The following is a 26,005-nucleotide window of genomic DNA, read 5'->3' as shown; positions in this document are numbered from 1 at the left end:
GTCATGCAGCCCAAAGCCGCACGCAACATATCCATCGAGGCCTTGCGCTTGGTCGCAGTCGCCGGTATCGCGGTGTTTCACACCTTTCAGTGGACCTTCCAAGCGACCTGCGTCGGCTTGCCGGAATACGCGCCGCTTGCCGCCTTCCCCCATTCCGGCGTGCTCGGTTTTATTAACCTGCTGGGCTGCTGGGCCAACGAGGTCTTCTTTATGATCTCGGGCTATTTTCTCATCGCCTCAGCCGCGCGTGCTTGGGACGGTGGGGCAACGTGGAAGTCGCAAATGCAACGGACGGCGCAGCGCCTAGGCAAGGTTGTTATGCCCGCTGCGTTTTATTGTGTCGTGGCGCTCTCGTGGTCCACGGTCGTCTCCCCCATTCCCGATGTTACCCTCAGCACGCACTACTGGTACACGCTAGGCCTTGAGTTTATCTGGGTCTATGCCGCCACGGTCTTCATGGCGCCATGGTTTGGACTGGCTAAGAGTCGACTCTCCCAGAAGAGCTACACGACGACGGTCATCGCCGTTGGCATCCTCGCATTTGTTGTTAACGGGTATATAGCCGCCATGAGTACGACAAGCGCCGGCGAGTTTTCTTGGCTCCAGAAGCTCATGAGCGCTGCCACGTACGTAATCGCGTTTTTGATCGGCGGTCTGCTCCGCGACGTTACCGATGTCATGGATTCGGACAGGGCAGGCGCCTTGGGCATGCGGTCGCTCGCTGCGATTTTGGCGCTCGCCACCATCCTGGAAGGAGCACTCTCCTTCACCGGCAACCTCACGGCGATGGCAGCCCTCTCCTACAAATCGACCTCGTTGATCTCGTTTGCCCTCGCTGCAGCCTCCCTGCTCTTTGCGGCTACCCGACGCAGGGCCTTAGGCAATCCGCGGAATGCAGGTGTCATCGTCACCTTATCGACCGCCACGCTCGGTTTCTATGTGATGCAGTCGCTCACCAGTAGCCTGTGGCGTCCCGTCTTCAACACCCTGCTCGCAAACATACTGGTCAGCCAAAACAGCCCGGCAGCTATATGTATCGTCACGGGTACCGTCATTAGCATCGTCTTTGCTCTGGCGCTTCTCATCATCGATGCAGCTAGAAGCCTTATCGCTCGCTAGCTCAAGCGGCAATAGACACGCTGCCGTCAGACGCCAAAGCCGCTACACCCGTGGCAGGTTCCTGCGTTTTATTCAAAGCTTGCCGACAAGGTGCGGTGAGCCTTTACAATAGAACAGTCCCAAGGACGTATTCGATAGCTTCCGCGCAGCGCTCGCCCGCCGCGCGTGAAAGGATATATTGCCCCATGCCTTCAACCCTTCCCGCTCCCATCGATAAGCTCGCCATCGTTGTCGTTACGTACAAGCGCCAGGAACTCCTGGCCAACCTGTTCGACTCCATGACCGAGCTCACGGCAACGCCCTGGCGCATCGTGATTGTCGATAACGAGAATTCGCGCGAGACCGAGGCCATGTGCACCGCATTCAACGAGCGCCTGGCCAGCCTGTGGGGCATCGACACCGAGCAGCCCGACGCGCAGGGCGGCACCGACCGTGTCATCTACGCCCCGCAGCTCGAAAACGGCGGCGGTGCGGGCGGCTTCTCCGCTGGCACTAAATGCGCCTACGATCTGGGGGCCCAGTGGTTCTGGGTGATGGACGACGACGTGCTCGTCATCCCCGAAGGCATCGAGCGTCTTGCCAAGTGGACCGACCGCTACGATGTCATCCAGGGTTCGCGCCTGGACTTTGACGGCGGCGCTTTCTTTTGGCAGTACCAGCTCATCCTTTCGCTCGGCATCCCTAACCCCATCGCCAAGTGGGACTTGGGGCCCGAGGGCCACCGCACCATGAACCAACTGTGCTTTGAGGGCGGCATGTTCTCGCGCCGCGTGGTCGACAAGATTGGCCTGCCCGACGCGCGCTTCTTTATCTACGGCGACGATGCCTGCTACGGCTACGTGGCCAGCCAGCACTTCCCCGCCGCCGTGGTTGCCGACGTGGTGCTCAAGCGCGCCCGCGCCGTCTCCAACTGGGATATCGCCGGCAAACGACAGCTCAACTCCACGAGCGACACCAACCGCTACTACATCATGCGCAACCGAGGCTTCCTCGCTCGCTATATGCAGATCTACGGTGACTACCACCCCATGCTGTTCCGTCTGGGCAATGCCGCGACCTTCTGCAAGGAGTTCATTCGTCTGGCAGCAGTCGACAAATGCTTTAAGACCGGCATTCCGGCGCTGCGCCGCGGCATGAAGGACGCCCGCAAGATCGTTAAGGATCCCAACTGGAAGCCCATGCCGCCCCTGAAGGACGCCGAATAGTAAAGGGCTTTCGCCCGCCGCTACAGTCGTTGACACACCACGGACACACGCTGACCGTCAAAGCCAAAGCCCCAACGCATGCGCCCGACGGCGGGGCGCGGCACGCGGATATCATCGATGCCGTCGCGCTCTATGTCGAGCAGCGCCTGAACCGCCAACAGTTCCAGGCCCAGGGCATCGACGCCAGGGTCGTACAACATGTTGACCGTAATGAGCGGTCGCTCATCGAGCATGCCGAGCGTGTCGGCCACGTCAAACACCCGACCGGTGGGAATCACCTGGATATCCCAGCGATCCGAGACGCCACTTCGCTTGGAGCTGGGATTGCAATAGCCGGGCAGTCCAAAGCAGAGCCCCTGAAGCGCCAGATGATAGGCTGTCGGCATATCTGATTGGCCCACATCGATGCCCAGATCGCCGATAGCACAGCTCAAAGCTTGCTTTACAGTGTCCTCGTCTCCTCGACACAGCCCGTCATGGAACGAGTCGATAACTCCAACGTCCTCAACGGCGCACTCAAACCATTCCAGAATTACAAGACGGAGCGCCTGACGCACTTCGTTATTAGGCAGACGCAGGGAACGAAGGCACGCGCCGTCCTCCGAATGCCCCGTCATATCCGTCGTAAGGAATCCAGACAGATACAGCGCAGTCCAGATATCTTCGGACTTGGCGGCATCGACCTCCTCGGCATGCATATGCACTGGCGCCTCAATAAACCCATGCGGCTCAACCAAATCGAACAATGTGGACAGGCGAATGAGATTCCAGTCGCCGACGCATGCGCCCAGACGGTCGGCGTAACAATACAGATCCGCCCGAACGGGCGCGACGCAATCGCGATGTGCGTAGTCCACCACGCGCTCCGGGCTCGAGCAATAAAAACCACCAAACAGATAGCCCTCGAGCCACTCACGCGCGTCATCCAGACAGCCGTTGCGACCGATGCAATCCAACAGCACTTGGACTTCGTCGTCCGAAAAACCGAACCATCGATCACACCAACTCGACAACGCTGTCGCCGACCGATAGGAAACCCCACGTTGGGACAACGCAAACTCGGCATGACCGGGGCGTTCGCACATCAGACACGTCAATCGCAACGAGTCGCCGGCATCGGCAATGGTGTCGGACAACATTCGGCTGAGCGACTCTAGGGAATCCACGCTACCGTCGTCCTTAGCGTCCAAACGCTTTGGACATACCGCGTCGTAGTCGTCTATCAGAAGAACAACCTGCTCATCGAAAGCTGCCTGGAGCAGCTTGATAAGCACGCCAAGCGCCGCATCGATCTCCTTATCGCTGGCCACCCCACGCGCCGCCCTCTCGATAAGACGGACCTCACGTCTTGACAGATCAGGTGCGGCAAGCAGCGGCAGCAATCGGGCGCACTCGTTCGCGACAGCGCTGCGAATAGCCGCCGCAGCATCGGCGTCGCGCCTCGCAGCGGCAGCTGTAAAGTCGAGCATGATGACCGGATAACTCGCGTACTCATCACGATAGCGACCGCCGCCCGCCTGCCAAATCTGGGTACCAGCGAACAGGCTTCGATCCGGCAGCCGGTGATCAGGTCGTTCCAAATAGCACTTGAGCATCGATAAATTCATGCTCTTGCCAAAACCCTTGGGCCGACAGCAAAACGCAACAGGTGCTTCACTGTCCAATATATCGGCAATAAACATAGTCTTATCGACGAGTAAACACCGATTGATTGCATCGGAAAAGTCGTGTGCATCAACCGGTAGAGCTGCGCTATCCGCATGATTGAGCAAACGTGCACCAAACGCATGAGTAAAACCACAATTCACCTGTTCAGACACCGTAAACTCTCCTTCTAACGCAGCACGATGCCCATTGTAGCGAGCGGGTAGAGCGCAATAATATCGACATGCAAACGTTTCGGGCAACGGTAGCAACAGACCCCCGAGGGGGCATAACAAATCGTTGCACAACAAAAAAGGGGCCCGATGCCGCCGCACCGGACCCCGTCCCAAACTCTTATAGAAAACGATCTGGAAGATTACTCCTCCAAGCCGTCCTCCCCAGAAGCTTTCTTCTGCTGATCGAGCTTATGCTTACCACTTACGATAGACGTAGCGCCCAGTGTGGCCAAGCTTGCACTGGCAAGGCTCGCCATAACGATAAGGTCGCCCGTCTTGGGCATGTTACCGCCAGATGACTTGGTCGTTGTAGTCGTCGTGGTTGTAGTGGTCACCGTCTTGGAGTCATTTTGCTCTTGGACCTGGTTGTCAGCACCGCGCTTGTCGTCGTCTTCGGGCTGTTTCTTTTCGCCCTCGGTCTTGCTCTCGTCCTTCTTCTGACCGGACTTGTCGCCCTTCTCATCAGAGCTAGGACCCTTATCGGATTCAGCCTTTTCGGAAGCCTTGCCCTTGGAGTCGCCCTTTGCGGCCTCGGTCTTTTCCGTGGAAACCTGATCAGAGTTGTCCTTGTTCTGGGTCGAGCCATTATTGACGCCAGCCATCAGCGAAGAGCCCAGCGTAGAACCAAGCTGCTCGGAGAAAGAAGGCTTCTTGTCCGGCGAAGCAACGGGGACGTCCGGCGCCTTATTCGAGTCATCCTTGGAAGCATCGGAACCAGGGGTTGCGTCAGAGCCGGAGCCGTTGTTAGAGCCGGTGCCAACGGACGAATCGCTCGAGCCGGTGGATGAGTTAGAGGTGCCAGCGCCGGTCGAACCAGAAGCGTCGCTGTCCGTATTGCCGGCAGAGCTTGAAGACGAATCGCCCGCAGCAGAGCCGTTTGAATCGGAGCCGTTCGAGGTAGAGCCGTTGTTGGTAGTGCCACCAGCAGAGCCATCACCGTCAGCACCGGTCGAGGGCGCATCCATCCTGTCATCGTTGGCATCGTCGCTCGAGTCGTCATTCGAATCAGGCGTCGGCGAGGGCGCCGGCGTAGGTTCGGGCTGCACGGGCGTCGCAGCGGCCTCGTCCTCGGCGATATAAACCAAGCAGTCCTTCAGCTCATTGCGGTAGCGGTTCTTCCAGCCCTCATGATACTGGGGCTGGCTCGAATACTTGGTCGCCACGTTATTGACCACACTGTTGGAAAGCGCCGTCACAAACTCGCGGTCGGACATATCGTTGGAGAGATTCGCCCAACGGAAGAAGTCCCTGCAGCCACCGGTGCCGCACATGTTGGTGATGCTCCACACCATGCCCTTAACGCAATCGGCACGGCCCGAAATATCAATGCCCAGGCCACTCTTGAGCCACGCCTCGGTCACCGCATAGTACGAGTTGTACGCATAGGCATCTTGAAGAGCTGAGAACTCAACAGGATCGATGTTATAAGCGCCCTGGAAGGCCTCCTGCGCAATACGGCCCAACTCGGTGAGCTGGCCGTTCTCGTACATGGCATTGCTCATGTTGGAAATCTCGCTGCCGCGATCAATCGCATCCTTGAGCATGCTGTATTTTTCGGGGTTGTAGTTGTAGGCCTGCTTCATAAACGGAATGAGCGACCAACGACGGTCGAACTGGTAATAACCCAGCGCGTTATAACCGTCACCGTACGAAAAGCCCTGGTTATAGTTGCCATGGCTTTCGTACTTGGTAAAGTACTTCATCTCGGTGGTCACGTTAACAAACGAAACGCCCTGGACCGACCTCAGCACGCCCGAAAAGGACTGCTGGGTATAGAGACCCTTATCGATATCGGTCGCATCCGAGGCAACGCCCGGCGTGGGCTCCTCGGCAGCGGCGGGTGCCGGCGCGGAAACGGCGCCAAACGAAAGCGCCAGCGTCAGGCCCGCGACAATCGCAGAATGCTTGGGCTGCATAAGATCCTCCCTGCATTGGTGTAGTTAAAGTGCAGTTTGCAAAGATAAAAATAAGTATTGCAGCTCGCCCGTTGTTGCACAACAACCCCTCGGTAAACGGCAACAACCCTCCGCGAAATCTTAAGGAATTGCGCTCAACCTACAGCTTAATATCGAAATTGATCTCGGGGACGGCTGCTAGGTCGGCCAACGTCACGCCGTCGACGTACTTTTCGATCACGTCGTCCAGACCACGCCAGAACTTGACGGTCGAGCAAAGGTCGCTGCGGGTGCAGCTGTTGTCGATGCCATCGCACGCCACCGGGGCCGTGCTGCCCTCAACGGCACGCAGGATGTCGCCGGCACGCACCTCGGCCGGGTCCTTGGCCATCATGTAGCCGCCGCCCTTGCCGCGCACACTCTTAAGCAGGCCCGCCTTCATAAGCGGACGAACCAGCTGCTCCAAATACTTTTGCGAGATATGCTCGCGGTCGGCGACCTCGCGAAGGGCAATCTTGCCCTCGGCGTCACCAAGCGCCGCGATATAGATCATCAGTCGGAGGGCATAGCGGCCCTTGGAAGAAATGAGCATACCTACCCTCCCATCGCATCTGGGACAACATAACCAGGTTTGTTTGTCCCAAATCTTAAGTAAGTGGGACAAACACAACAGGTTATTTTGTCCCAGAATTTGAAAAGTCGAGTGGATTAGTCGGGTTTTCCCTTGACTAACGCCGAACCCATAGTAACTTTATTCCGAGAAGATTCCTAGGGTTTAGTACACCTATGAGTACACCATATACAGAGAGGGACAGCATGAGCGCAAATCCGCTGCTTTCCATCGAAGGTCTCACCGCCTCCGTGGACGAGAAGACCATCCTCCACAATGTCAACCTCAACGTCGCCGCCGGCGAGACCCACGTGCTGATGGGCCCCAACGGCGCCGGCAAGTCTACCCTCGGCCACCTGGTCATGGGCGACCCCGTCTACACGGTCAACGACGGCCGCATCGTCTTTGACGGCCAGGACATCACCGAGCTCACCACCGACAAGCGCTCGCGCGCCGGCCTGTTCCTGAGCTTCCAGGCCCCTGTCGAGATCCCCGGCGTGCCACTGTCGAGCTTTTTGCGCGCCAGTATCGCCGGCCGCCCCGGCCTGGAGATGAAGGGCAAGGAATTCCGTCGTCGCGTCAAGGAGCTCGCGGCCGAGCTTAACATGGATACCGCCTACCTCAACCGTGAGCTGGGCGTGGGCTTCTCGGGCGGCGAGAAAAAGAAGGTCGAGATGCTCCAGCTTCTGCTGCTGCAGCCCAAGCTCGCCATCTTGGACGAGACCGACTCCGGCCTGGACGTCGACGCCCTGTCCACCGTCAGCCACGGTATGGACGCCTACCGCAAGAGCTGCGACGGCTCCATGCTCATCATCACGCACAACACGCGCATCCTGGAGCACCTGGATGTCGACCGCGTCCACGTTATGGTCAAGGGCCACATCGTGCGCGAGGACGATGCCTCGCTGATCCCCTGGATCGACAAGAACGGCTTTGAGACCTTCGAGCGCGAGGCCGCCGAGCAGCGCGCCCAGGCCGAGGCCGCCGCTGCCGAGCAGCAGGCGTAAAGGGGCGACGCAATGACCAAGAACCGCACCGAGGTCGCGGACATCGACCGCAGCCTCTACGACTTCACCTACGGCGAGGAGGGATTCGAGCGCCTCGACGCCGGCATCACGCCCGACATCGTGCGCGAGATCAGCGCCAAGAAGGACGAGCCACAGTGGATGTTCGATCTGCGCTTAAAGTCCCTCGAGATCTTCAATCGTTTTCCCGACCCGACGTGGGGCCCCTCCATCGAGGGCCTGGACATGGACAACATCGTCACCTACGTCAAGCCCAACACCGACCAAAAGCACGACTGGGAGTCGGTGCCCGACGACATCAAGAACACCTTTGAGCGCCTGGGCATCCCCGAGGCCGAGCGCAGCTACCTGGCGGGCGTCGGCGCGCAGTACGACTCCGAGCTGGTCTACCACAACATGCAGGACACCGCGTCCAAGATGGGTATCGTCTATTCCGGCATCGAGGAGGCCCTGCACGACCCGCAGTGGGAGCCGCTCATCCACGAGAAGTTTATGACGCTCATCCCGCCCACCGACCACAAGTTTGCGGCCCTGCACGGCGCCGTATGGTCGGGCGGCTCGTTTGTCTACGTGCCCAAGGGCACCAAGTTGGACTTCCCGCTGCAGAGCTACTTCCGCCTTAACGCCAAGGGCGCCGGCCAGTTTGAGCACACGCTCATCATCGTCGAGGACGACGCCGACCTGCACTTCATCGAGGGTTGCTCCGCGCCCAAGTACAACGTTGCCAACCTCCACGCCGGCGCCGTCGAGCTCTTTGTGGGCAAGCGTGCGCACCTGCGCTACTCGACCATCGAGAACTGGTCCAAAAACATGTACAACCTCAACACCAAGCGTGCGCGCGTGGACGAGGATGGCGACATAGAGTGGATCAGTGGCTCCTTCGGCAGCCACGTGGGCTACCTCTACCCCATGAGTGTGCTCAACGGCCGCCGCGCCCGGTCGAGCTTTACCGGCATCACCTTTGCCGGCGCCGGGCAGAACCTCGATACCGGCTGTAAGGTCGTGCTCAACGCCCCCGAGACCTCGGCAACCGTCGAGACCAAGGGCATCTCCAAGAGCGGCGGCATTCAGACCTTCCGCAGCTCCATCGTGGCCACGCCCAAGGCCGAGGGTTCCAAGGCAACCGTGAGCTGCCAGTCGCTCATGCTCGACGACCAGAGCCGCTCCGACACCATCCCCGCCATGGACATCCGCGCCAAGAACGTCGACATCGGCCACGAGGCCACCATCGGCCGCATCGGCGACGACAAGGTGTTCTACCTGATGAGCCGCGGCATCTCGGAGGAAGAGGCCCGCACCATGATCGTCAACGGCTTTGCCAACCCGGTCTCCAAGGAGCTGCCGCTGGAGTACGCCGTCGAGATGAACAACCTAATCAAGCTCGAGATGGAAGGAGCGATCGGATAATGAAACAGGAAACCAACACCGCTGCCACCACGCTCGAGCAGGTCAACGCGATGCCCGCAGCAACCTGGGGCTGGCTCAAGATGAACCAGACCAAGCTCGAGCTTTCGAACGAACTTGCCGCCGCTCCCGCCGAGGCCGTTGAGGTCGAGGGCTTGGACGAGCAGCTTGCCGGCTCGGCCGACGCCTTCGACGACGCCATGGAAGCCATGGCCGAGCGCTTCCCCGAGCGCCGTACCGCTGCCCCCGGTGATGCCGCCGACCGCGCCCGCATCACGCCCGAGACCGAGCTCGACGTGCCCGCCACCTCTGTCTACCAGGCCGGCGCCATCAAGCTCGAGGAGGAGCTCTCCCCTGCCGAGGCCTTCGAGACCGGCATGGGCGAGGCTGCCTATGCGTATCTGACCGAGCACGCCACCAAGCGCATCGTCATCGATGTTCCCGCCTACCAGCACGCCGCCGTTACCGTGCGCGTGAGTGGCATCGACGCAGCGGCTGCGATTGCCGCCATCGACGTCGTCGCCCGCCCGCAGGCAACGCTCGACCTCGCCCTAGCCCTGGACTCCCCCGTTGCCGGCGAGGGCGTCGTGGGCTCCGTGCTGCGTGTGTGCGCCCACGAGTACGCCACCGTCAACGTGACCTGCACGCAGACACTCGACGACAGCTGGATCGCACTCGACGACACCGGCCTGTTCCTAGACGAGGGCGCGCGCGTCAACGTGCAACACACCGTCCTGGGTGCCGGCGCCAGCGCCACCGGCCTTGCCGGCGACCTGCTGGGCGATACCGCCAAGGTCACCATCGATACTGACTACCTGGGCGCCCGCGAGCAGGTACGCGACTTTAACTACGAGCTGCGCCACCGCGGTCGCAAGACCGAGTGCGAAATCGACGCCAACGGCGTGCTGACCGGCACGTCCAAGAAGGTCTACCGCGGCACCATCGACCTCGTGCACGGCTGCAAGGGTGCAACCGGCACCGAGCGCGAGACGGTGCTTTTGGCCAACAAGGGCGTCGACAACAAGACCGTTCCCGTCATCCTCTGCGACGAGGACGACGTCGCCGGCAACCACGGCGCCACCATCGGTCACGTCCGCGACGAGCAGCTGTTCTACCTCGCCTGCCGCGGCCTTGACCAAAACGCCGCCGAGGACCTGTTCATCCGCGCCAAGCTGGAGGACGCCGCGCTTTCCGCCACCGACGAGCGCACCCGCGCCGCCGTCGTCCGCCTGGGCAACAACCTGATCGACAACTTTGAAGAGGAGCTCGCATGATCGACACCGAGCACGTTAAATGCGACACCTGCACCGCCCCCGAGCCCATGGAGCTCGACGCCAGCGACGAGGCTTCGCGCGGCTGGCCCACCGTAGATATCGAGACCAACCCCTACAAGGGCCAGTTCCCGCTGTTCCAGCAGCACCCCGAGATCGCCTTCCTCGATAGCGCCGCCACCGCGCAGCGCCCTGCCTGTGTGCTCGACGCCGAACGCGACTTCTACCAGCGCATGAACGCCAACCCTCTGCGCGGCCTGTACTCGCTGTCCGTCGAGGCCACCGACGCCATCGCGAAGGTCCGCCAACAGATCGCCGATCTCATCGGCGCCCCCAACGCCAACGAGATCGTCTTCACCCGCAACACGAGCGAGTCGCTCAACCTGGTCGCCAAGAGCTTTGCGCCCACAGTGCTCGAACCGGGCGACGAGGTCGTCATCACCATCATGGAGCACCACTCCAACCTGATTCCGTGGCAGCAGGTCTGCCGCGAGACCGGTGCCAAGCTCGTCTACCTCTACCCCACCAAGACCGGCCAGCTCACGACCGAGGAGGTTCTGGCCAAGGTGGGCCCCAAGACCAAGATCCTGGCCGTGGGTCAGGTCTCTAACGTCCTGGGCGTCGAGAATCCGGTCAAGAACCTCGGCAAGCTCGTGCACAAGTACGGCGGCTATCTGGTCGTCGACGGCGCACAGTCGCTGCCGCACATGCCAGTCAATGTGGCCGATCTGGGCGCCGACTTCTTTGCCTTTAGCGCGCACAAGGCCATGGGCCCCATGGGCATCGGCGTGCTGTGGGGCAAGATGGATCTGCTCAACGCCATGCCGCCCATGCTTACCGGCGGTGAGATGATCGACTCGGTTACTGAGCAGGACGCCGTCTGGGCTCCCGTCCCCGAGAAGTTCGAGGCCGGCACGCAGGACGCCGCCGGCATCTTCGCCACAGGCGCCGCCCTCGACTACCTCGTCAACACGGTGGGCTACGAAAACATCCAGGCACGCGAGCAGGCACTCGTCCACTACCTGATGGGCGAGCTCATGCAGCTCGACTTTGTCCAGATCATCGGCTCAATCTATTGGGATAACCACCACGGCGTCGTGAGCTTTAATGTCAAGGGCATCCACCCGCACGATGTCGCGAGCATCATGGACATGGACGGCGTCTGCATCCGCGCCGGTCACCACTGCGCGCAGCCGCTGCTCACCTGGCTGGGCGTCGAGAACCTTGCCTGCTGCCGCGCCAGCGTAGCCTTCTACAACGACAAGGCCGACATCGACAAGTTCATCGCCGGCCTGCATCACGTTTGGAGCACGTTCAATGGGTAATCTGTACACCTCCACCACATTTATGGAGCACAACTCGCACCCCGACTATAAGTACGAGATGGATGCTCCCACGCACGAGCACGACGGCATCAACCCTAGCTGCGGAGACGAGCTCACCTTGCAGCTGCGTGTCGAGAACAACGTGATCGAGGAGGCCTCCTTTACCGGTCACGGCTGCGCCATCAGCCAGGCCAGTGCCGACATCATGGCCGACCTCATCACCGGCGAGACCGTCGAGGAAGCTCGCCACCTGGCAGAGCTCTTCCTCGCCATGATCCGCGGCGAGAAGCTCTCCGAGGAGGACCTGGAAGACCTGGACGAAGCCGCCCAGCTCCAGGACATCTCGCACATGCCCGCCCGCGTCAAGTGCGCCGAGCTCGCCTGGCGCACCCTCGACGGCATGCTCACGGGACAAAATAATCAGTAGTATTTGTCCCAAATCTTAAGAATTTTGTTGGCCGAATCGCTTGACAAGAGTGGTTCGGCCATTTTCTATTCCGAGCCCTCAGCCTGAGCATTCACCCGCGCATAAGCGCGCACGATACGAGAGACGGTACTCTTGCTGATTCCCGTATACCGTTCGATCTCGCGCACCGTGTAGCCGCCATCGTGCAGGGCGAAAATGATTCCGTCTCGCCGCGAGGGTGCTACGGTCTTGAGTTTGTTGAGCGGCACACCCAGGCGCTTCGCCATCTTGTCGGCAAACGCACGCCGCTCCCACTCTGTCTCATCCATATCATGAATCACCGGATCGGAACCATCGGGCATTGACAGAGAATAATCCAGAAACCCCCTGACAGACTCAAAGAGCTCGAGCACACAAGAAGGGTCCGAAAATCCCCTCGTCATATCGTTGTCATACGCTCGCAGATACTCGGCAAAGCTGCTCCACGGATAGCGCTCGATCAGGGCGATACCCGCCTCCTGCGGATTAGCATGAACATAGCGAATGGCGGCCATTAGATAACGGTCGGTATCGAGCGAGCGCCGGTCAAAACGGTTCTGGAACAGATGGCCCGTGCGCCCCGTGCGTTTATTGAACCGACGAGCGTACGTCAAAAGCAGTCGTTGCATCGCCGCGCTCATCGTGTCCTCATAATCCGAGAGTACCAGATCCACGTGATTGCCCATAAGGCACCAGGCGATAACCGTCACGCCCGCCTCGCGGCAGCACTCGCGCATCAGCTCCAAAAACTCCCACCGGTCTTCATCGCCCTCAAAGATGAGCTGCTTGCCCGTACCGCGGGCACAAACATGGTAAAAGCCGGTAACCGTTCTCCAAACGCGCTGCATGGCGCTCCCTTCGCCTGGATCTGCTTGCCATCCAATACAACACGATTGAAGCGTGCCACCAAAACATTCACGCAAAACAATACATTCGCGCGGCCAAAGGCAATAAACAGGCGGCGAACGGCACCGTTGCAACAGGTCAGCCCCTGCAACGCTTACAAGAGCTGACCAAAAGCTTGCCCAAGACGAACCCCCTCTACAAAAGTTCACGACCACAGAATATAGAGTTAAACCGTTTCAATTAAAACTTCCGGACTTCTCGCTACGAAAACTGAGCCGTTCGCCGAATATTCCGTGCATTTCGCGGTATTATAGGGGCTGCATGTCATGTCCCTTTCGAAGGGTCGCCCGGCAATCGCCAGCCACGACCCCCAGACGGGACGCCAACACGATAGAGAGGAGAGGCATGCAGTACTCACAGGAAGTGGAGAACATGTGCCCCGTTGCCAAGGGTGCATACCACGGCCCCGCACCCATCCCCGAGGAGGGCAAGTGGGTCCAGGCTAAGGAGATTTCCGACATCTCCGGTCTTACGCACGGTGTGGGTTGGTGCGCACCTCAGCAGGGCGCCTGCAAGCTCACGCTGAACGTCAAGGACGGCATCATCGAGGAGGCCCTCGTTGAGACCATCGGCTGCTCGGGCATGACCCACTCTGCCGCCATGGCTTCCGAGATCCTTCCCGGTAAGACCATCCTCGAGGCCCTCAACACCGACCTCGTCTGCGACGCCATCAACGTTGCTATGCGCGAGATCTTCCTGCAGATCGTTTACGGCCGCAGCCAGACCGCGTTCTCCGAGGGCGGCCTGCCCGTGGGCGCCTCCCTCGACGACCTCGGCAAGGGCCTTCGCTCTCAGGTCGGCACCATGTTCGGCACCAAGGCCAAGGGCGCTCGTTACCTCGAGCTCGCTCAGGGCTACGTCACCCGCATGGCTCTCAACGACAAGAACGAGATCATCGCATTCGAGTTCCTGAACCTCGGCAAGTTCACCGACGCCGTCAAGGCCGGCAAGACCCCCGAGGAGGCCATCGCTGGCGCTATGGGCCACTATGGTCAGTGGGAGAACGCTGCCAAGTACATCGACCCGCGCACCGACGAGGAGACTCACTCCGTCGCCAGCGTGTTCCCGGTTCACGAGTAGAAAGGGAGGGAAATAACTATGACTGTTACGTTCGAAGGTTACGAGCGCCGCGCTGACAAGATCAACAAGTGCCTCGCCGACAACGGCATCGCCTCCCTCGAGGAAGCTCTGCAGATCTGCACCGACAAGGGCTTCAACCCGCGTGAGATCGTCAACAACACCCAGTCCATCGCCTTCCAGAACGCCGAGTGGGCCTACACCCTCGGTTGCGCTCTCGCTGTCAAGCGTGGCGCCAAGACCGCTTCTGAGGCTGCCGCCATCATCGGCGAGGGCATCCAGGCCTTCACCGTTCCCGGCTCCGTTGCCGAGGACCGCAAGGTCGGTCTGGGCCACGGCAACCTGGGCGCTATGCTGCTCTCCGACGACACCGAGTGCTTCGCCTTCCTGGCTGGCCACGAGTCCTTCGCTGCCGCTGAGGGCGCTATCGGCCTGGCTCTGAACGCCAACAAGGCTCGCAAGAAGCCGCTGCGCGTTATCCTCAACGGTCTGGGCAAGGACGCCGCTCAGATCATCGCCCGCATCAACGGCTTCACCTACGTGAAGACCCAGTTCGACTACTACACGGGCGAGCTCAAGGTCGTCGAGACCATCCCCTACTCCGATGGTCCCCGCGCTGCCGTTAACTGCTACGGTTCCGATGACGTCCGCGAGGGCGTTGCCATCATGTGGCACGAGAACGTCGACATCTCGATCACCGGTAACTCCACCAACCCCACGCGCTTCCAGCACCCCGTCGCTGGCACCTACAAGAAGGAGCGCCTCGAGGCTGGCAAGAAGTACTTCTCCGTCGCTTCTGGTGGCGGCACTGGCCGTACCCTGCACCCGGACAACATGGGCGCCGGCCCTGCCTCTTACGGCATGACCGACACCATGGGCCGTATGCACTCCGACGCCCAGTTCGCCGGTTCTTCCTCCGTGCCTGCGCACGTCGACATGATGGGTCTCATTGGCATGGGCAACAACCCCATGGTCGGTGCCACTGTCGCTTGCGCTGTCGCCGTCGAGGAGGCCCTCAAGGCCTAATCGCGCCCGCGCGATGCTCATATAGTTGAGCTTTAGAGCCGCTACCTTTTAAGGTGGCGGCTCTTTTTGTTTGCGCTGTCGCAGGGTAGCTAATGCCGATATATCAGTTGGGGCGAAATACGAGATGTGATGAGATGGAATGTCAGAGCGTCCACGACACCCACCTGTCATATGTGCCCTTTACCGATTTGCCGAGTCTTTGCGGCCCCATTGCCGATCACCCGTGCGACAATGCGCCGGACGAGAAAGGAATCCGATGGAATCGACTGACGTACTGGTAATTGGATCTGGCATTGCGGGCCTTTGCGCCGCCATCGAAGCGGCACGCACGGGTGCAACCGTCACTGTGGCAAGCGCCGGAAAGACTATGAGTGGATCGAGCTTCTTCCCGGGCACCTGGGGCCTCGGCCTTATTGGTCCCGTCGACGAAGGCGACGAACAGAACCTTATCGACACCATCCAGGCCGTCGGCGGCGGCGTTGCCGACCCCGAACTCGTCCAGACGTTCGCCCACGGCATTCCCCAGGCAATTGAATGGCTCGAGCAAGACTTGGGCGTTGAGCTTCAGCGTCCGCAAAGCGCCGAAAGCGCTCAGCAAAAGCAGTTTATCCCCTGCTTTGACCACAAGACGCGCATGTGGCGCGGCCTCACCCGCAAGCCCCTTGAGGACGCTCTGACGACCCGGATCGAGTCGCTCGGCATTCGCCTGCTCCCCCGCCATGAGCTTATCGACCTTGTTGAAGATACGGACGGAAAGATTGTCGGCGCCACGCTCTACGACCGGACAAACGAGCGTCTCGTGCCTATGGCAGTTAAGGCCACTATCATCGCTGCGGGCGGCACGGGTGGCCTGTTCGAGCGCAGCCTCACTTCCGCCGACGTGCTCAGCTCATCACAGGCTATCGCGCTGGCGCACGGTGCGTCCCTTACTAATATAGAGTTTATGCAGATGATGCCCGGCTTTATAGAGCCCAAGCGAAACCTTGTTTTTAACGAGAAGACCTGGCGCTACGTCAAGTTCGACCAGCCGGTCGATAACGCCGACGATAAGCTCGACGATCTGCTCGAGCAACGCTCCGGATATGGTCCCTTCACTTCGCGTCTGGATTCTCGCGCTATCGACCTAGCCATCGACGAAGCGGGAGCCGAAGGCCTGGCGCTCCACTACGACTTCCCCCGCGAGGACGTCCCCGAGTTTGTGCAGACCTTTGCCACTTGGCTACAAGACGAGCACGGCATCGCGCCGACCGACGAGATGCGCGTGGCGATGTATGCCCACGCCGCCAACGGCGGTATCAAAATCGACAAGACCGCGTACACGGGCGTTGAGGGCCTCTACGCCTGCGGTGAGGCAACAGGCGGCATGCACGGCGCCGACCGCATCGGCGGCTTGTCGAGTGCCAACGGCATCGTATTCGGGCGCATCGCGGGCGCATCGGCAGCTCGAGCAGCGCTGGACGCTCCCGAGGCGGCCGCTCCGATGGATATCGCCCTCCCTCAGTATGGCATTGCCACAACAGATGCCGAACGCCTGACACACAGCCTTAAGCACACGATGAGCACCTATTGCATGATCAACAGGACCGAAGCAGGTCTATCCAAGGCCCTGCAACAGCTTGAAAGCCTGAAAGACGAGGCAACGGCGCTGAGCAAGCCGCATGCCAATGACAGCGAGATCGCAACCCTCGCCCGCCTGCAATCGCAGAATCAGCTGGCAACGGAGATGGTCAAAGCCATGCGCAAGCGGACCGAAAGCCTGGGTTCGCACTATCGATCGAATTAAACTGGACACCTATCTAGAGCAGAGCACAGCTAATCGATATCTATGGGCCCCGTGACCTCGAAGTGGCACGGGGCCCATTCGTGTCCGCACGGCAGCGTATCCTTATTTTGAGTACAGAGCGGGCAAAGCGCGCATAGACAATAGATCAGCGAGGAGGAGATATGGACAGTAGAGATATCGAGAAGTGGCGTGTCGAACTTGATAGCTACGCCAATGTGGAAGACGGCGTTGAGTATTGGCTTGCACGCGATTTAATGGAACCCATGGGATACACTCGATGGGAGAACTTCGCCGAAGTTGTTAAGAGGGCAAAAGTCTCGTGCGAAACAAATAAAACTCCAGTTGATTCCCATTTTCGTGACACCACGAAAATGGTAACTGCCGGTGTCGCCGCTCGCGCGGTTAAAGACTACAAGCTTACGCGCTATGCATGCTATTTAATCGCCCAGAACGGAGATTCAAACAAGCAAGAAATCGCGCTCGCCCAGGCGTACTTCGCCGTGCAGACGCGCCGCCAAGAGCTCATAGAGCAGCGCTTCGCAGAGATTCAGCGCTTGCAGGCGCGCCACTCGCTATCTGATTCAGAGAAACAGCTCTCGGGTATTGCGTTCAAACGCGGCGTGGACTCCAAAGGATTCGCAATCATCAAGTCGAAGGGCGATGAAGCGTTATTCGGCGGCAGAAGCACGGCGGAAATGAAGCAACAGCTCGGCGTATCCAAGAGCTCGGCATTGGCGGACGGGCTAGCCGATGTTCTCATCAAAGCAAAGGACCTTACGAACTCGATGACGGCCTTCAACGCCGAGGAACACGACCTGTACGGTCTGGACCAGATCAAGCAAGAACACGTCGAGAACAACACAAGCGTGCGTGGCAGCCTCATCGACCGCGGAATTGTACCTGAGAACCTACCGCCTGCCGAAGATACAAAAAAGCTCGAGCGTCGCGTGAAGGCAGACGAGAAGAAACTCAAGGAAGGTACTGACGGTTTTACCGATCCCCAGGGTAGACTCGATCTGTGAAAGCGGCCGTGCCCTTTCGGGTTCGACCCCATGAAAGGTCAACAAAAAAGACGGTCAACTATCGCTGACCGTCTTAACATGCTTTGGTGGGCCGTCAGGGGGTCAGCCTGCTTTGCAGGCGGCCGCTTCGGCGCTTTGCGCCTTGCGCGCTGCGCTGGTAAATGCTTACGCATTTCCTCAGCTTCGCGCCCCGACGGGTTCGACCCCATGCGAGGTCAACAAAAAAGCGACCAGCCTAAGCCAGTCGCTTTAACATACTTGTGGTGGGCCGTCAGGGGGTCGAACCCTGGACCTTGGGATTAAGAGTCCCCTGCTCTACCAACTGAGCTAACGACCCGATATCAACACGAAGCAAGAACTGGGGTGGGTAAAGGGACTCGAACCCTCGACCTACGGGACCACAACCCGTCGCTCTAGCCAACTGAGCTACACCCACCGTGTCCTGTGCGCTTCGCGCTCGACTATTATTGCAAGGAACGCCACGCGATGCAAGCCCCAATTTTCAAGAATTTTGAAAAGAGTTTTTCGAGACCATTTCGAGCATTTCCCACCGGTTTCATAGGAGTAAACTTGCCCCACTGCAAATGCTCGAAAGGACCGGCATGAAAGAACTCTCCAACCGCACGGCAACGTTTACCGATTCCGTCATCCGTCGCATGACGCGCATCTCCAACAAGTATGGCGCCGTCAACCTGTCACAGGGCTTCCCCGACTTTGATCCCCCGGCGCAGCTGCTCGATAGCCTCAGCACCATCGCCACCGATCCCAAGCCGCTCTACCACCAGTACTCCATCACCTGGGGCTCTCAGGCCATGCGCGAGGCGCTTGCCGCCAAGCAGGAGCACTTTATGGGCATGCCGATCAACCCCAACGAGAATATTGTAGTCACCTGCGGCTCCACCGAGGCCATGATGGCCGCCATGATGACGGTCACGAACCCCGGCGACAAGGTCGTCATTTTCTCGCCGTTCTACGAGAACTACGGCGCTGACACCATTCTCTCGGGCGCCGAGCCCATCTATGTGCCGCTCAACCCGCCCACCTTTGACTTCGACCGTGAGGTCCTCGAGGCGGCCTTCCGCGACAACGATCCCAAGGCGATCGTCCTATGCAACCCGTCCAACCCCTGTGGCAAGGTCTTTACGCGCGAGGAGCTCACTTTTATTGCCGACCTGTGCAAGAAGTACGACGCCTACTGCATCACCGACGAGGTGTACGAGCACATCGTCTACGCTCCCCACGAGCACGTGTACATGGCCACGCTGCCCGGCATGTTTGAGCGCACCATCAGCTGCAGCTCGCTGTCCAAGACCTACTCCATCACCGGCTGGCGCCTAGGCTACACCATCGCTCCCGCCGAAATCACCGAGCGCATCAAAAAGGTCCACGACTTTCTCACCGTAGGCGCCGCCGCTCCCCTGCAAGAGGCCGTCGTCACCGCCCTCAACTTCGACGACAGTTATTACCAGGAGGTCCTCGACCTCTACACCGCCAAGCGCGACCTATTCTGTCAGGGACTCGACAGCATCGGCCTCACGCACAACGTGCCGCAGGGCGCCTACTACGTGATGATGGACATCTCTGAGTTTTGCTATGACAGCGACCTCGACTTCTGCGAGGACCTGGCCTCAAAGGTGGGCGTGGGCGCCGTGCCCGGCTCGAGCTTCTTCCGCGAGCCCGTCAACCATCTGATTCGTTTCCACTTTGCCAAGCGAGACGAGACGCTTAACGCGGCGCTTGAGAACCTCAAGTCGCTACGTGATAAAATCAACCCGCGCGGGTAAGGACGGTCAGTAACTAAAGGCACTAAAGAAACCTCGTGAACCCGTTGGGCCATGAGGTTTCTTTTTATAGCGACCTCATTTATTTTTTAGAGCGCTATACTTTAGTCACGGAGCAACTCGTCCAGAGAGGAATACTATGGCAGAGCAGCAGCTTATCGGAGCGCTCGAGGCCGGCGGCACCAAGATGGTCTGCGCCACGGGCTATGCAGACGGCACGGTCCTGGAACGCGAGCAGATTGCGACCACGACCCCGCAGGAGACCGTTGAGGCCGTCAACGCATGGTTTGCCGACAAGGACATCGCCGCGCTGGGCATCGGCGCCTTTGGCCCCACCGCAGTCAACCCTGCCTCGTCCCAATACGGCAAGATCCTGGAGACGCCCAAAACGGCATGGCGCTACTTTGACCTGCTGGGCACCATCCAAAACGAGCTCAATATTCCCTGCGGCTACGACACCGACGTCAACGTCGCCTGCCTGGGCGAGGTCACCTTTGGTTGCGCCCAGGGCCTCACTGACGTGGTGTATCTGACCATCGGTACCGGCGTGGGCGCTGGCGTGCTCTCGGGCGGTAAGCTCGTGCACGGCATGATGCATCCCGAGGCCGGTCACATCCTGGTCACGCGCGACCCGCGCGACACCATTGGCGCGCACAGCGCCTGCCCCTTCCACGACAACTGCCTCGAGGGCCTCATCGCCGGCCCCGGCGTTAAAAGGCGCTGGGATGGCAAGAGCGCCGGAGACATGGCCGATGACCCGGAGGCCATGGATCTGCTCGCCGGCTATCTGGCGCAGGCGCTCATGACCTTCATCCTGTGCTATGCGCCGCAGAAGATCGTCATCGGCGGCGGCGTGGCCGACCACACCCCCATCGTGCCGCTCGCGCGCAAGAAGTGCGCCGAGATGCTCAACGGCTATATCGTCACGCCCGAGGTCAACGACATCGATACCTACATCGTCAACAACAGCCTCGAGGGCAAGCAGGGCATCATGGGCTGCCTGGCCCTAGGCGCACAGGCGCTTCAGTAACAGACGCACCTACAGGGCGTGGCGCACCCGGCAAATCCGACCTATGGAACGACGCCGCCACACCTCATATAAGCCCTCCAATAAAAAAGGCCGCCTAGGACCAAACAATGCGTCCTTAGGCGGCCTTTTTGGCGCACATCAGCGACCGTAAGAGATATCGGAGCACAACGCCCGTTGCCGCTCCACAGCAGTCGATCATCACATCGGTGATCATGCCGGCGCGTCCCGGCACAAAGAGCTGAATCGTCTCGTCGATCGAGGGAATCAGCAGCAGGAACACTGCCGTGGGCAGCAGCACGTCAAAGGTGCGTCGGCCCTCAAAATCAAAGGCGTGCGTTGCCAGGATGCCGAGCACCAAATACTCGGTAAAATGCGCGCACTTACGAACAACAAAGTTGGTCACCCATTCATATGGAAGTCCCACGCCGTGCAGGAAACCGCGGATAGCTTCCATGACCGTTAGGCTCAGTGAGCCCGACCCCGAGCCGGGAACCAGCGAATTGCCCCAGATCAAGAGCGCCATCAGGCAGGTTACGACCGCCCATTTTCGATTGATCTTAACCATGCAGAAGTTATGCCTCCGCACGGAGCGGCGCGAAGCTGGCGGTACCGCCCTCGATAACGCTCAGATAAGCACGGCCCGTACGCTTGGCGGTAGAGGACTGAAGACGCTCGATCTCTTCCTCGAGGATCTGATTGACGCGCTCGTGACGACGATTTTCCATAATGCCGGCGGCAATAGCCTCGGCCCGCTCGATGCTCTCACGCGAGATACGGGCAGTATCCTCGGGGAACACAGCGCTGTGACGGCCGACATAGGCGGGGGCAGCAGGCTGAGGGGCAGCGACGGGAGCGGGGGCTGAAACAGGAGCAGGCTCGTCAATCTCATCCAGAATCGCGGTGGCGGCGGCCCACATACCCTCGTGGCCCGAGTAATCGGCCATGGGGACATCAACCTCGAGCGAGGCGTCCGGAAGGTCGCCGGTGTCGATGCGATCTTGGGCATCAATCGATGCGGTGATGGCTGCAGGCTCATCGAGGTCATCGAGATCGATGCCCGCGGCACCGGAGATGATAGGCATGCTGGCGAGGTTTGCATTGTACGGCGCAGCCTCAGCCGCCTGCTGCTGGGCAGGAGCGCCCCAAAGCGAGCTTTCGGCGGCACGGCGGGCGGCAACAGCCTCCTCGTCCGCGGTCATGGCTTCATCAACGTACGAATTATCGGCAGAAGCGTTCGCGACCGCCGAGGTAGCGCTGTAGGCGTTATTGACCGCCGCATTGGCAACGAGTGCCACGAAAGCCGCCGTGCTGCCCGCAGGGGCGGCCTGGGAGCCCGACACGGCGCGTGCCGCGGCGGCGATATCATCGCGATTGAAGGAGCCGGTCTGCCCGCCGTTGGTGAGCTCGTCGATGGCGACTTGATAGACGTCGCGCGAGCGTGCAGGGTCGCAGCTCACCGGCGAATCGTCGTCGAGCATGCTGTCGATCATGGACCAAGCCTCGGCCTCGTCCATAGCATCTGCGGCTCGAGCGATGGTAGGGACACCATCATCGGCATGACGGCGCTGGAACGCACCAGTCAGGCCGGAAAGGAATGCCGAGGTAGACTGCTCCGACTGAGCCTGAGAAGCAGAAGCCGCAGCGTACGGAATCGCATCCTGCTGCTGAGCTGGAATCGAGGCGGTCTTGAACTCGCTTTGATGCTGATTGAGATTGGCGGCACCGCCCATGGCATCGGGCTGGAACAGACGCTCTTCACGCTGCGCACGATACTCGGAGATACCCAGCGAGGCGGCATAGATACCCACGCCCGCCACCGCGCCCACGGCGAAGGGAACTGCACCCGCCACGACCGTCTCGTTCACCGACGAAAACGGCAGCGTCGCGGCATACATAACCACGGGAGCGGCAAGGCCGATCCCGCACGAAAGTCCGGCAAGGACTGCTCGTTGTGTTGCATCAGAAGAAGCCATGAGCTCTCCCCATCTTCCAGCACCCAAATCGCATCATTCAGTTGGCTGCGCGAGAGAAGATGAAGCGGGGCTATGCCCCAAAGCAACGGTATATGGTTCGTTTCATCTGCGTTTTCCGTCGCGAAGCTTAAAAGTTATTATGCGAAACCGTCCTGTCGATTGCAAGTGACGATGTCGGATTGAAACGGGAAACCTGCTGCTCGTCGGTCTTACGGTCAAAAATAAGCGCGGAGCGGCGCTATAGAAAAGGGCCGAGGCTCAAAGCCCCGACCCTTTATCGCATTGATGACTATCGCTGCGCGTGGATGACAACCTAGAACGTCTGCTCGTAGTCGCTGTGTTTTTTGGCCGAACGCACCAGGAACTCCTGGTTGGTGTTGGTGCCCTTAAGACCCTTGATAAACGATGCGGCTGCGCGCTCGGTGTTGTTCATGCCGGCAAGAATGCGACGCAGACCAAAGACAAACGGACGCATCTGCTCGTCGACCAACAGGTCCTCGTTACGCGTACCGGAGGCAACGGGGTCGATAGCCGGGAAGATGCGGCGGTCGGCCAGGTCGCGGTCGAGCTTAAGCTCCATGTTGCCGGTGCCCTTGAACTCCTCAAAGATGACTTCGTCCATCTTGGAACCGGTGTCGATGAGGGCAGAGGCCAGGATGGTAAGCGAGCCACCGTTCTCGATATTGCGGGCTGCACCCAGGAAGCGCTTGGGCGGATATAGGGCCGCCGAATCGACGCCGCCCGAAAGGATGCGGCCCGAGGCGGGCGCCGCCAAGTTGTAGGCGCGGGCGAGGCGCGTGATGGAGTCGAGCACCACCACGACGTCGCCACCCAGCTCTACGATGCGCTTGGCGCGCTCGATGACGAGCTCTGCCACGCGGGTGTGGTTGTCGGCAGGCATATCGAAGGTCGACGCCACAACCTCGCCCTTGATGGAACGCTGCATATCGGTGACCTCTTCGGGGCGCTCGTCGACGAGCAGGCAGATGAGGTGCACCTCGGGGTTGTTAATCGAGATAGACTGGCAGATCTTCTTGAGGATCGTGGTCTTGCCGGCCTTGGGCGGGGACACGATCAGGCCGCGCTGGCCCTTGCCGATCGGTGACACGATGTCGATGGCGCGGCCGGTAATAGAGTCCTTGCCGTGCTCCATGCGCAGCGGCTCGTTGGGATAGACCGGGGTGAGGTCGCCGAACTTGGGACGGTTGCGAATCTGCTCGGGGTCCAGACCGTTGACGGTCGTGATTTTGGCGAGGCCGGCGCGCTTGTCGCCGCCGCGCGAAGGACGCAGCGAGCCCTCGATGACGTCGCCCGTGCGCAGGCGCGCGGAGCGGATGAGGTAGGCGGGCACGAAGGCGTCGTCGTTGGACTTCATGTAGCCATGGGCGTGGATGATGCCGGAGCTGTCCGGGCGAATCTGCAGAATGCCCTTGATGTCGCGGAAGCCCTCGGCCTTCGCAGCGGTGACGTAGATTTCCTCGACGAGCTCGGCCTTCTTCTTGCCGGTCGTCTCGATCTCGAACTCCTTAGCCTTCTCGCGCAGCTCAGCGACCTTCATGGCCGCGAGTTCCTCGCGCGAAAGCGTGGGCTCGGTGGGAGCGGCATTACGCTCCTTGTTGCGCTGTTTGCGATCGCGCTGGCGGTTGCGACGGTCGTTGTTGCGGTCGTCCTTACGCTCGTTGCGCTCGTCGTTGCGCTTGTGCTGGCGACGGTTGGGACGAGTGCCGTCTTCGCCCTCAGCGGGGGCGGCACCATCGGTTGCGGCGGTGCCAACATTGGCCGCGGCGGCGTCATTGGCCTCGGCGCCAGAATCAACCTGCGCTTCGACATCCTGCTGCTCGGACGCCTTGGCCTTAACGGACTTCTTACGACCGCGCTTGGGCTTCTCGGACGCAGGCTGTTCGACGTCCTGGGCCTTGGCGACATCAGTCGACGCATCGGCGGTCGTCTCGGCAGAATCCTCGGACGCACCCTTCTTGGCAGCCTTGGCCTTTGACGTGCGCTTAGCAGCAGTACGACGGCTGCGACCGGGACGGACGTCGGCGGGCTCGGCATCGGCGGGAGCGGCCTCGGAAGTCGTAGCATCCTGGACGGGTGCATCGGCAGCGGTTGCAGACTCGGCGGTCGCCGCAGCATCCCGAGCGGCGGCGGCTGCTGCTGCGGCCTTCTCTGCCTCGACAAAGGCCTTGGGCTTGCGACCGCGACGGTGCGGGCGCAAAGCCGGATCGACAACGGGAACTTCGTTGGCCTCGACAGGCGCAGCGGGCTCAACAGGCAATGTGCCCTCCCCTGCCGCGGAACGGACCGAAGCCTCAGTGAGCTCGGGGGCTACCTGTTCCGCAACTTGCTCGGCCTTAGCAGCCGTGCGGCGGCGTGTGCGCGGTGCCGGCTTCTCGGTCGGCAGGTCGGCGGCAGGGGTCTCGATGGCGGCAGGCGTCTCGGGCACAGACGGAGCTGCAAGCTCGGTCAGAGCCGCGGCCTCGCGCTCGGCAGCACGACGGCGGGCGCGCACCACCTGAGCCTCGCTAATCTGCGCCAACGCACGTGCCTGCGCGACCTCATCGGAAATTGGCGCCGAGGAGTCAGCTGCAACGGTGCGCTTGGCGCGCGTCGTGCGCGTGGTACGGCGCTTGGGCTTGGTGACCTCCTCGCCGTCAGCGGCAGGCTTGGCCGTGCGGCGCGCGAGCTTGGGCTTTGCCGGAGCAGCCTCCTCACCAGTTGCAGGCGCAGGCGTCGAAGCAGCCTTAGGCGTCTCGGGAGCCGAGGCTTGCGCGGGCGCCGCGACCTGGTCCGACGCAACCGGTGCAGCGGGAGCGGCTTGCGTCGTCGTTATTTCGTTTTCTTGCTGTTGATCAGACACAGTGTTTGCTCAACTTTCTTTTCAAGCCCTGTGATCACATGCTCCCTGCACAAACCTTCAGGGCGGCTAAACAGTCTAGTTCCGTTCAAAACGACGGACATCATTGATCTGTATCGAGATGATTGCGTCAACTACGCAGCGTTAGTGTAACACAACCGCCGCCACCTGCAACTTAGTCATTGGGGGCGTTCTTAAACGACTAGTCAAAAGGGACACTCTTTGGTCTACCACCCACAAATCAGACTGCCTCCGCCAAAACTATGGCGGTTTACTACGACGAATCGATCAACCGCGACCACTCCGAAACATGTTGAACTAAAACCGCAGGTAGATGCCTTGCGCTTTTTTGCGAAAAGCCGGCGTGGTTG

20 protein-coding genes and 2 tRNA genes are annotated in these 26,005 nt (G+C 60.4%); 13 read left to right on the top strand and 9 right to left on the bottom strand.

What is annotated here, in order from left to right:
• The first annotated feature begins 3 nt into the window (after positions 1-3).
• Together DW645_RS05610 and DW645_RS05605 are read left to right on the top strand one after the other, a co-directional pair.
• Positions 4-1,119, top strand: a complete 1,116-nt coding sequence (locus DW645_RS05610; protein WP_118226738.1) for an acyltransferase — start codon at positions 4-6, stop codon at positions 1,117-1,119.
• A gap of 185 nt (positions 1,120-1,304) precedes the next feature.
• A complete protein-coding gene (locus DW645_RS05605) occupies positions 1,305-2,324 on the top strand; it encodes a glycosyltransferase (RefSeq protein ID WP_118065024.1) in 1,020 nt (339 codons plus the stop codon).
• Between the two features lie 20 nt (positions 2,325-2,344).
• On the opposite strand, the gene DW645_RS05600 is transcribed toward DW645_RS05605, so the two are convergent.
• The 3 genes from DW645_RS05600 to DW645_RS05590 all read right to left on the bottom strand — a co-directional run bounded on the left by DW645_RS05600 (position 2,345) and on the right by DW645_RS05590 (position 6,691).
• A complete protein-coding gene (locus tag DW645_RS05600) occupies positions 2,345-4,132 on the bottom strand; it encodes an AAA family ATPase (protein ID WP_255413345.1) in 1,788 nt (595 codons plus the stop codon).
• 212 nt (positions 4,133-4,344) lie between these two features.
• Positions 4,345-6,120, bottom strand: a complete 1,776-nt coding sequence (locus DW645_RS05595; protein ID WP_118226734.1) for a hypothetical protein — start codon at positions 6,118-6,120, stop codon at positions 4,345-4,347.
• Positions 6,121-6,259: 139 nt separating this feature from the next.
• On the bottom strand, positions 6,260-6,691 hold the full coding sequence (locus tag DW645_RS05590; RefSeq protein WP_055310594.1) for an Rrf2 family transcriptional regulator: 432 nt from the start codon (positions 6,689-6,691) through the stop codon (positions 6,260-6,262).
• 224 nt (positions 6,692-6,915) lie between these two features.
• Here DW645_RS05590 and sufC point away from each other — a divergent pair, with 224 nt between their 5' ends.
• From sufC to sufU, 5 genes are read left to right on the top strand one after another with little or no spacing between them, the layout of a single operon-like run.
• On the top strand, positions 6,916-7,716 hold the full coding sequence (sufC, locus tag DW645_RS05585) for a Fe-S cluster assembly ATPase SufC (protein ID WP_006235561.1): 801 nt from the start codon (positions 6,916-6,918) through the stop codon (positions 7,714-7,716).
• Between the two features lie 12 nt (positions 7,717-7,728).
• The gene (gene sufB, locus DW645_RS05580; protein WP_118226732.1) at positions 7,729-9,141 is read left to right on the top strand and encodes a Fe-S cluster assembly protein SufB; all 1,413 of its coding nucleotides are present in this window, start codon (positions 7,729-7,731) and stop codon (positions 9,139-9,141) included.
• Entirely contained in the window at positions 9,141-10,412 is a 1,272-nt protein-coding gene (locus tag DW645_RS05575; RefSeq protein WP_118226730.1) for a SufD family Fe-S cluster assembly protein, read from the top strand. The genes sufB and DW645_RS05575 overlap by 1 nt, the downstream gene beginning before the upstream one ends.
• Entirely contained in the window at positions 10,409-11,734 is a 1,326-nt protein-coding gene (locus DW645_RS05570) for an aminotransferase class V-fold PLP-dependent enzyme (protein ID WP_199574618.1), read from the top strand. Before DW645_RS05575 ends, DW645_RS05570 begins: the two co-directional genes overlap by 4 nt.
• A complete protein-coding gene (gene sufU / locus DW645_RS05565) occupies positions 11,727-12,161 on the top strand; it encodes a Fe-S cluster assembly sulfur transfer protein SufU (protein WP_117563904.1) in 435 nt (144 codons plus the stop codon). The genes DW645_RS05570 and sufU overlap by 8 nt, the downstream gene beginning before the upstream one ends.
• A gap of 65 nt (positions 12,162-12,226) precedes the next feature.
• Here sufU and DW645_RS05560 read toward each other — a convergent pair whose 3' ends face one another.
• A complete protein-coding gene (locus tag DW645_RS05560) occupies positions 12,227-13,027 on the bottom strand; it encodes a transposase (protein ID WP_118226728.1) in 801 nt (266 codons plus the stop codon).
• A gap of 403 nt (positions 13,028-13,430) precedes the next feature.
• Here DW645_RS05560 and DW645_RS05555 point away from each other — a divergent pair, with 403 nt between their 5' ends.
• From DW645_RS05555 to dinD, 4 genes are all read left to right on the top strand, one after another.
• Complete coding sequence (locus DW645_RS05555) at positions 13,431-14,165, top strand: iron-sulfur cluster assembly scaffold protein (protein WP_006235554.1); 735 nt, start codon at positions 13,431-13,433, stop codon at positions 14,163-14,165.
• Between the two features lie 18 nt (positions 14,166-14,183).
• The gene (locus DW645_RS05550) at positions 14,184-15,188 is read left to right on the top strand and encodes a GGGtGRT protein (protein ID WP_055252290.1); all 1,005 of its coding nucleotides are present in this window, start codon (positions 14,184-14,186) and stop codon (positions 15,186-15,188) included.
• 256 nt (positions 15,189-15,444) lie between these two features.
• Positions 15,445-16,971 (top strand): FAD-dependent oxidoreductase, encoded by a 1,527-nt coding sequence (locus DW645_RS05545; RefSeq protein ID WP_118226726.1) that lies wholly within the window; start codon positions 15,445-15,447, stop codon positions 16,969-16,971.
• 161 nt (positions 16,972-17,132) lie between these two features.
• Positions 17,133-17,993, top strand: a complete 861-nt coding sequence (gene dinD / locus DW645_RS05540) for a DNA damage-inducible protein D (protein ID WP_118226724.1) — start codon at positions 17,133-17,135, stop codon at positions 17,991-17,993.
• A gap of 261 nt (positions 17,994-18,254) precedes the next feature.
• On the opposite strand, the gene DW645_RS05535 is transcribed toward dinD, so the two are convergent.
• Positions 18,255-18,330, bottom strand: a tRNA-Lys gene (locus DW645_RS05535).
• Positions 18,331-18,352: 22 nt separating this feature from the next.
• Positions 18,353-18,429: transfer RNA gene (locus tag DW645_RS05530), tRNA-His, on the bottom strand.
• A 166-nt stretch (positions 18,430-18,595) separates the two neighbouring features.
• On the opposite strand from DW645_RS05530, the gene DW645_RS05525 reads away from it, so the two are divergent.
• Together DW645_RS05525 and DW645_RS05520 are read left to right on the top strand one after the other, a co-directional pair.
• Positions 18,596-19,777 carry a pyridoxal phosphate-dependent aminotransferase gene (locus tag DW645_RS05525; protein WP_118226722.1) on the top strand — a complete coding sequence of 394 codons (1,182 nt, stop codon included), beginning with the start codon at positions 18,596-18,598 and terminating at the stop codon, positions 19,775-19,777.
• Between the two features lie 136 nt (positions 19,778-19,913).
• The gene (locus tag DW645_RS05520) at positions 19,914-20,804 is read left to right on the top strand and encodes an ROK family protein (RefSeq protein WP_117786945.1); all 891 of its coding nucleotides are present in this window, start codon (positions 19,914-19,916) and stop codon (positions 20,802-20,804) included.
• A gap of 115 nt (positions 20,805-20,919) precedes the next feature.
• Here the strand turns inward: DW645_RS05520 and DW645_RS05515 are convergent, their stop codons facing one another.
• The 3 genes from DW645_RS05515 to rho all read right to left on the bottom strand — a co-directional run bounded on the left by DW645_RS05515 (position 20,920) and on the right by rho (position 25,637).
• Positions 20,920-21,369 (bottom strand): VanZ family protein, encoded by a 450-nt coding sequence (locus tag DW645_RS05515; RefSeq protein ID WP_117583742.1) that lies wholly within the window; start codon positions 21,367-21,369, stop codon positions 20,920-20,922.
• Between the two features lie 7 nt (positions 21,370-21,376).
• Complete coding sequence (locus tag DW645_RS05510) at positions 21,377-22,777, bottom strand: hypothetical protein (protein WP_118226720.1); 1,401 nt, start codon at positions 22,775-22,777, stop codon at positions 21,377-21,379.
• Between the two features lie 313 nt (positions 22,778-23,090).
• Positions 23,091-25,637 carry a transcription termination factor Rho gene (gene rho / locus DW645_RS05505; RefSeq protein ID WP_233514432.1) on the bottom strand — a complete coding sequence of 849 codons (2,547 nt, stop codon included), beginning with the start codon at positions 25,635-25,637 and terminating at the stop codon, positions 23,091-23,093.
• Positions 25,638-26,005 lie beyond the last annotated feature (368 nt).

This window comes from Collinsella sp. AM23-17, assembly GCF_003470945.1.
GTDB lineage: Bacteria > Actinomycetota > Coriobacteriia > Coriobacteriales > Coriobacteriaceae > Collinsella > Collinsella aerofaciens_O.
Note: the sequence above shows the minus strand (reverse complement) of the source record. Positions and strands in the feature narration are given on the sequence as shown.

Excerpts from the sequence above, each read along its gene's own strand:
- DW645_RS05610 (WP_118226738.1), top strand. The coding sequence starts at position 4 with ATGCAGCCCAAAGCCGCACGCAACATATCCATCGAGGCCTTGCGCTTG.
- DW645_RS05605 (WP_118065024.1), top strand. The coding sequence starts at position 1,305 with ATGCCTTCAACCCTTCCCGCTCCCATCGATAAGCTCGCCATCGTTGTC.
- DW645_RS05595 (WP_118226734.1), bottom strand. The coding sequence starts at position 6,120 with ATGCAGCCCAAGCATTCTGCGATTGTCGCGGGCCTGACGCTGGCGCTT.
- DW645_RS05590 (WP_055310594.1), bottom strand. The coding sequence starts at position 6,691 with ATGCTCATTTCTTCCAAGGGCCGCTATGCCCTCCGACTGATGATCTAT.
- sufC (WP_006235561.1), top strand. The coding sequence starts at position 6,916 with ATGAGCGCAAATCCGCTGCTTTCCATCGAAGGTCTCACCGCCTCCGTG.
- sufB (WP_118226732.1), top strand. The coding sequence starts at position 7,729 with ATGACCAAGAACCGCACCGAGGTCGCGGACATCGACCGCAGCCTCTAC.
- DW645_RS05575 (WP_118226730.1), top strand. The coding sequence starts at position 9,141 with ATGAAACAGGAAACCAACACCGCTGCCACCACGCTCGAGCAGGTCAAC.
- DW645_RS05570 (WP_199574618.1), top strand. The coding sequence starts at position 10,409 with ATGATCGACACCGAGCACGTTAAATGCGACACCTGCACCGCCCCCGAG.
- sufU (WP_117563904.1), top strand. The coding sequence starts at position 11,727 with ATGGGTAATCTGTACACCTCCACCACATTTATGGAGCACAACTCGCAC.
- DW645_RS05560 (WP_118226728.1), bottom strand. The coding sequence starts at position 13,027 with ATGCAGCGCGTTTGGAGAACGGTTACCGGCTTTTACCATGTTTGTGCC.
- DW645_RS05555 (WP_006235554.1), top strand. The coding sequence starts at position 13,431 with ATGCAGTACTCACAGGAAGTGGAGAACATGTGCCCCGTTGCCAAGGGT.
- DW645_RS05550 (WP_055252290.1), top strand. The coding sequence starts at position 14,184 with ATGACTGTTACGTTCGAAGGTTACGAGCGCCGCGCTGACAAGATCAAC.
- DW645_RS05545 (WP_118226726.1), top strand. The coding sequence starts at position 15,445 with ATGGAATCGACTGACGTACTGGTAATTGGATCTGGCATTGCGGGCCTT.
- dinD (WP_118226724.1), top strand. The coding sequence starts at position 17,133 with ATGGACAGTAGAGATATCGAGAAGTGGCGTGTCGAACTTGATAGCTAC.
- DW645_RS05525 (WP_118226722.1), top strand. The coding sequence starts at position 18,596 with ATGAAAGAACTCTCCAACCGCACGGCAACGTTTACCGATTCCGTCATC.
- DW645_RS05520 (WP_117786945.1), top strand. The coding sequence starts at position 19,914 with ATGGCAGAGCAGCAGCTTATCGGAGCGCTCGAGGCCGGCGGCACCAAG.
- DW645_RS05515 (WP_117583742.1), bottom strand. The coding sequence starts at position 21,369 with ATGGTTAAGATCAATCGAAAATGGGCGGTCGTAACCTGCCTGATGGCG.
- DW645_RS05510 (WP_118226720.1), bottom strand. The coding sequence starts at position 22,777 with ATGGCTTCTTCTGATGCAACACAACGAGCAGTCCTTGCCGGACTTTCG.